Origin of the sequence: uncultured Aquincola sp. (assembly GCF_964001545.1) — a bacterium.
Taxonomy (GTDB): Bacteria; Pseudomonadota; Gammaproteobacteria; order Burkholderiales; family Burkholderiaceae_C; genus Aquincola.
The window spans coordinates 1-4,920 of record NZ_CAXFDV010000491.1; the positions used below are offsets into that span (position 1 = coordinate 1).

Annotated in this window: 5 protein-coding genes; 4 read left to right on the plus strand and 1 reads right to left on the minus strand. The window is 70.7% G+C overall.

Features of this window, described 5'->3' with window-relative positions:
* The 4 genes from ABNT58_RS16750 to ABNT58_RS16765 form a co-directional block, all read left to right on the plus strand.
* On the plus strand, nt 1–567 hold a 567-nt coding region (locus ABNT58_RS16750; protein ID WP_348754584.1), incomplete at its 5' end, for a winged helix-turn-helix domain-containing protein.
* The gene (locus tag ABNT58_RS16755) at nt 564–1,940 is read left to right on the plus strand and encodes a heavy metal sensor histidine kinase (protein ID WP_348754585.1); all 1,377 of its coding nucleotides are present in this window, start codon (nt 564–566) and stop codon (nt 1,938–1,940) included. The genes ABNT58_RS16750 and ABNT58_RS16755, both read left to right, overlap by 4 nt.
* A gap of 82 nt (nt 1,941–2,022) precedes the next feature.
* Nucleotides 2,023–2,244, plus strand: a complete 222-nt coding sequence (locus ABNT58_RS16760; RefSeq protein WP_348754586.1) for a hypothetical protein — start codon at nt 2,023–2,025, stop codon at nt 2,242–2,244.
* A gap of 109 nt (nt 2,245–2,353) precedes the next feature.
* Nucleotides 2,354–3,151, plus strand: a complete 798-nt coding sequence (locus tag ABNT58_RS16765; protein WP_348754587.1) for a PEP-CTERM sorting domain-containing protein — start codon at nt 2,354–2,356, stop codon at nt 3,149–3,151.
* Between the two features lie 24 nt (nt 3,152–3,175).
* Here the strand turns inward: ABNT58_RS16765 and rsgA are convergent, their stop codons facing one another.
* Complete coding sequence (gene rsgA, locus ABNT58_RS16770; RefSeq protein ID WP_348754588.1) at nt 3,176–4,270, minus strand: ribosome small subunit-dependent GTPase A; 1,095 nt, start codon at nt 4,268–4,270, stop codon at nt 3,176–3,178.
* Nucleotides 4,271–4,920: the final 650 nt, after the last annotated feature.

Genomic DNA, 4,920 nt, shown 5'->3' on the forward strand with positions numbered 1-4,920 from the left:
CTGGAAGGCCGCTACGACGTCATCGTGCTGGACGTGATGCTGCCCGGCATCGACGGCTTCGAGGTGCTGCGCGAGGTGCGCCGCACGCAGCAGGTGCCCATCATCATGCTGACCGCGCGCGACCGCATCGAAGACCGCGTGCGCGGCCTGCAGGAAGGGGCCGACGACTACCTGGTCAAGCCCTTCAGCTTTCTCGAGCTGAGCGCGCGGCTGCAGGCGCTGTCGCGGCGCAGCCGCCAGCTGGAGCCCACCACGCTGTGCATCGGCGATCTGGTGGTCGACCTGCTGGGCCGCAAGGTGCAGCGTGCGGGCGAACGCATCGACCTCACGGCCAAGGAGTTTTCGCTGTTGTGCGCGCTGGCGCGCCGGCCGGGCCAGGTGCTGTCGCGCACCGAGATCGCCGAGCTGGTGTGGGACATGAACTTCGACAGCAACACCAACGTGGTGGACGTGGCCGTCAAGCGGCTGCGCGCCAAGATCGACGGCCCCGCGCATGCGCGCAAGCTGGTGCACACGCTGCGCGGCATGGGCTACGTGCTGGAAGACCGCGGAGACAGCGCGCCATGAGGCGCTGGCGCCCGGGCCGCTACCTGGCACTGCGGCTGACGGCGATGTTCGCCGGCTGCGCCACCGTGGTGTTCCTGCTGGCCGGGCTGGCGCTGCACACCCTGCTGGAAAACAACCTGATGGCCCAGGTGCGGGCCGAACTGGCGCTGCGCGGCAACTGGGGCGAAGCGGCCATCTCGCGCGTGCAGAGCGAATCGCAGTGGCGGCTGTGGCTGGTGCCCAAGCTCAACTCGATGGACCTGGAGCGCGGCGGCATGCGGCTGTGGATCCTGAGCGCCGACCCCGACTTCACCTACGGCCACGTCACGCCCGAGCTGCAGCGGCTGGCGCAGGCCGGTGGCTATGGCCAGCTGCAGCTGCCCGACCATCCGTGCGCGCTCATCACCTGGACACGCCGCGTGCCGGCCGACGGCGACCGGCCGGCCACCACCCTAGTGCTGGCGCGCGACCCGCTGCCGTTCTGGAACACGCTGAACAACTTCCGCCTGGCCTTGATCGGCTACGGGCTGGCCGGGGTGCTGGGCGTGGCCGCGCTGGGCTATGGCATCGCCCGCCTGGGCCTGCGGCCGCTGCGCCGGCTGTCGCAGCAGGCGCATGCGCTCGACCCCAACCATCCTTCGCAGCGGCTGGCCCTGCAGGCCATGCCGGCCGAGCTGGACGACCTGACCGCCAGCTTCAACGGTGCGCTGGAGCGCCTGGAAGGCGCCTACCGCCAGCTCGAGGCCTTCAATGCCGACGTGGCGCATGAGCTGCGCACGCCGCTGACCAACCTGATCGGCCAGACCCAGGTGCTGCTCAGCCGCCCGCGCAGCGCCGACGAACTGGCCGAGGTGATGCACTCCAACCTCGAGGAGCTGGAGCGGCTCAAGGCCATCGTCAACGACATGCTGTTCCTGGCCCGCGCCGACCAGGGCGCTGCTGCCAAGCGGCATGCCGACGTGTCGCTGGCCGAAGAAGTGGCCAAGGTGCTGGACTACCTGGAGTTCATGGTCGAGGACCAGGGCGTGCGCGTGGTGGTGCGCGGCGACGCCCGCGGCTGCCTGGAAACCGCGCTGCTGCGCCGGGCGCTGAGCAACCTGCTGCAAAACGCCATCGAGCATTCCAGCGCCGGCGACGAGATCGAGGTGGCCATCACGCGCGAGGGCGAAGGGCTGGCGGTGGCCGTCAGCAACCCCGGCGCGGCCATCGACCAGCGCCACCTGGCGCACCTGTTCGACCGCTTCTACCGTGCCGACGGCGCGCGCCGCAATGCCGGCGGCAACCACGGCCTGGGCCTGGCCATCGTCAAGGCCATCGCGGTGATGCACCGCGGCACCGTCTTTGCGCGCTCGGAACACGGCCGCAACACCTTCGGACTCACACTCGGCCTGTAGTGCGGCACGGCCGCCTGGTGCATGACGAAAACGTCATCTGCGCGTCAGGATGCTGCCGGTGCCCGCTGCCTACAGTGACCTCATGGGCTCCTTCACCTACACCTCGATGATGATCCGCGCACAGGCGCGCCACCGGGCCGCGGTGGCGGCGGCAGTGGCCGCCGCGCCGATGCCTGAGCAGATGGTGGCGCCGGTGTATGCGCCTGTGAAAGATTCACCTCCCTCGCTCACCACATCAAGATCCCGCCCTTCGCGCGATAGCATGCCCTCCGACACGCGCCAGGCTTGGCTGGCCGTGCAATGACAATGAACCGGAGGAAATCATGCGACGACCCACGCCGTTGCGCCATTGGCGCGCCGGGGGTGCAGTAGTATTGATCAGCTGTGCATTGGGGGCCCAGGCCGGCACCCTGATGAAGGTCAATGAATTCGAGGTCTACCGCGACGGCAACCTCGACAACTGGCTGCAAGGCCAGAATCTGTGGCTGCGCGAAGGCTTCGACAACGGCAACGCCGTGCAGGGCCCGGATCTGACGGGCGGCGGGACCGCTACCTACACGCTGGTGGCCGCGAGCAACCCGTTGACCGTGCGCGAAGCCGGCGGCCAATTGCTGATGGACGCCGCATTGGCCGACTTGTCGGTCGGTGCCACCGGCAGCGTGGGCCATTCGGTACGCACGCGCTTCAACACCAACGTCACCGACGCAGATCGCGGCCTGCCGATCAGCCGCAGCTTTGGCGTCATTGCGAATGTGTCGCTGGATGCATTGCCCGACAGCGGCTCGCAATTCGGCATACGCCTGGCCGACAGCTTCAGCAATGCCAGCGACATGGTCGAGTTGTCGCTGGTGCAGCGCGCTTCCGGCTACGGCATCCTGTTTCGCAAGCAGGACTTCCTGAACCACACCATCACCGACCTGGCCTTCACCGCCCTGGCCGCGCCCACGGGCGCCACGGGCCTGGTGCTGGGCTTGGCGCATCCAGTGGCCGACAGCAACGTGGTGGGCGCCTTCTACGGCTACGCCGACAGCAACGGCGACCTGATCGGCGGCCTGCAGTCCTTCAGCGCCACCACCACCGCCTTCAACGGCGAGCTGCACACCCAGGCCGAACTGCGCGCCACCGCTGCCGTGCCCGAGCCGGCCACCTGGGCTCTGATGCTGGGCGGTGCGGGCGCACTGGCCGGCATGCGCTGGCGCCGCCGAGCCTGAGCGCCCACCGGCGCCAGATGCGGCTCATGCCCCGCGCTTGAGCCGCAGCCGCTCGCGGCTGGCGCGGCTGCGGGCCTTCCAGGCGGCCAGCTGCTCACGGCGCTGCAGCGGGCCCAGGTGGTCGCGCATCAGCTCGCGCTGCAGCTTCTGGAAGTTGTCCACCCGGTCGGCCTCCACCGCCACCCGCACCGCGCAGCCCGGCTCGCTGCCATGGCGGCAATCTCGGAAGCGGCAGGCCGGCGCCAGCCGTGCGATGTCGTCGAAGCTGGCGGCCAGCACCTGGGCATCGGCGTCGGGGCGCAGCGTGCGCACGCCGGGGGTGTCGATCAGGCAGGCGCCGCCCGGCAGCCGGTGCAGCGAGCGTGAGGTAGTGGTGTGCCGGCCGCGGCCGTCGTGCTCGCGGGTGGGGCCGGTGTCCTGCAAGGGGCGGCCCAGCAAGGCATTGGCCAGCGTCGATTTGCCGGCGCCGCTGGAGCCCAGCAGCACCAGCGTCTGCCCGGGCTGCAGCCACGGCGCCAGCAGCGCACCGGCGCTGGCCTGGCGGGCATCCAGCGCCAGATGCGGCACCCGCGCCGGCAGCCGGGCCTGCAGCCGGGTGAGGGCATGCGTGGGGTCGGCGCACAGGTCGCGCTTGGTCAGCACCACCACCGGCTGCACGCCGCTGCCTTCGACCAGCGCCAGGAAGCGCTCCAGCCGGCGCAGGCTGAAGTCGTCGTCCAGCCCCATCACGATGAGGGCGGTGTCGACGTTGCTCACGATGACGTGGCGGCGACCGTCGCCGTCGCGCCGGGTCAAGGCGCTGCGCCGCGCGAAGAAGTCGGTCAGCCAGAAGCTGCCGTCGGCGTCCTGACGGGCCAGGCCCCAGTCGCCCACCGCCAGCGCGTCGCCGGCCTCGGCCAGCTCGCGCGCCAGCGCAGGCAGCAGCCGGGCCGACAGCGGCGCGGCGTCGGGGTCGGCGTTGCGCCGGCCATCGGCCAGGCGCACCGTCTCACGGTGGATTTCCACCACCCGCACCGCTCGGGTGTCGGGGCTCAGGGGCAGGGTGTCGAGCAGCTGCCGGGTGGCGGGCTGCAGGCCGATGTCCAGCAGCGGATCATCGGACAAGGTCGATGCGTTCATCACAGGGTCCATCCACGAAGGTAGGCGGGCCGCTGCGCGGGGCGCGGCGGCACGGCATCACAAGCGTTGGTCGGAAGACCCTGCGGAAACGGCCCCGGGGTTGGGGCCTGGCGGCTCAGCGGCCTGCGGCAGGGCTTCCGGCGTGCGGGAGATCAGGCGTCATGGCTTTGTTCATGGTGATCTCCTTCCGTGGATGTGGACCCGCCTGGCCAGGATGGCAGGCGGCAGTGACAAGACGCGAGTGTGGCCAGCCAGGGCCCACCCGGTCAACCGGGAATGTGCGTCTACTCGCTGCAAAGCAACAGGATGGCCAGGCAGCCGCAGGCCAGGCTGGCAAGGTAGCGCTTGATGGCGCGGTGGCGGCGGGCAAGGACATCACGGCTCATGCGCCGATTGTGCGCCGGCCTGCCGTGCCCGCCCCTGGGGCGGAACCCGGGTGCGCGCCGTGGGCCCATGTCCGCCGCCGCGTACGTGGAGCCCACCGGCCTTACGCCCTGCCGAACGGCGGCCACCCTGCCCCGCCGGCCTGCCACAGGCGCCCCGCCTGGCATGGCGCATGCAGCGGGACTGCCGTCGTCCCCCCTCAACCACCTGAGAGAGCCCCCATGTCCCTGCATTCCATCGAAGCCCTGCATGCCGACGCGCAAGGC

Bases quoted from the DNA above. Each gene is read 5' to 3' on its own strand.
- ABNT58_RS16755 (WP_348754585.1), top strand. From the start codon at position 564: ATGAGGCGCTGGCGCCCGGGCCGCTACCTGGCACTGCGGCTGACGGCG.
- ABNT58_RS16760 (WP_348754586.1), top strand. From the start codon at position 2,023: ATGGGCTCCTTCACCTACACCTCGATGATGATCCGCGCACAGGCGCGC.
- ABNT58_RS16765 (WP_348754587.1), top strand. From the start codon at position 2,354: ATGAAGGTCAATGAATTCGAGGTCTACCGCGACGGCAACCTCGACAAC.
- rsgA (WP_348754588.1), bottom strand. From the start codon at position 4,270: ATGAACGCATCGACCTTGTCCGATGATCCGCTGCTGGACATCGGCCTG.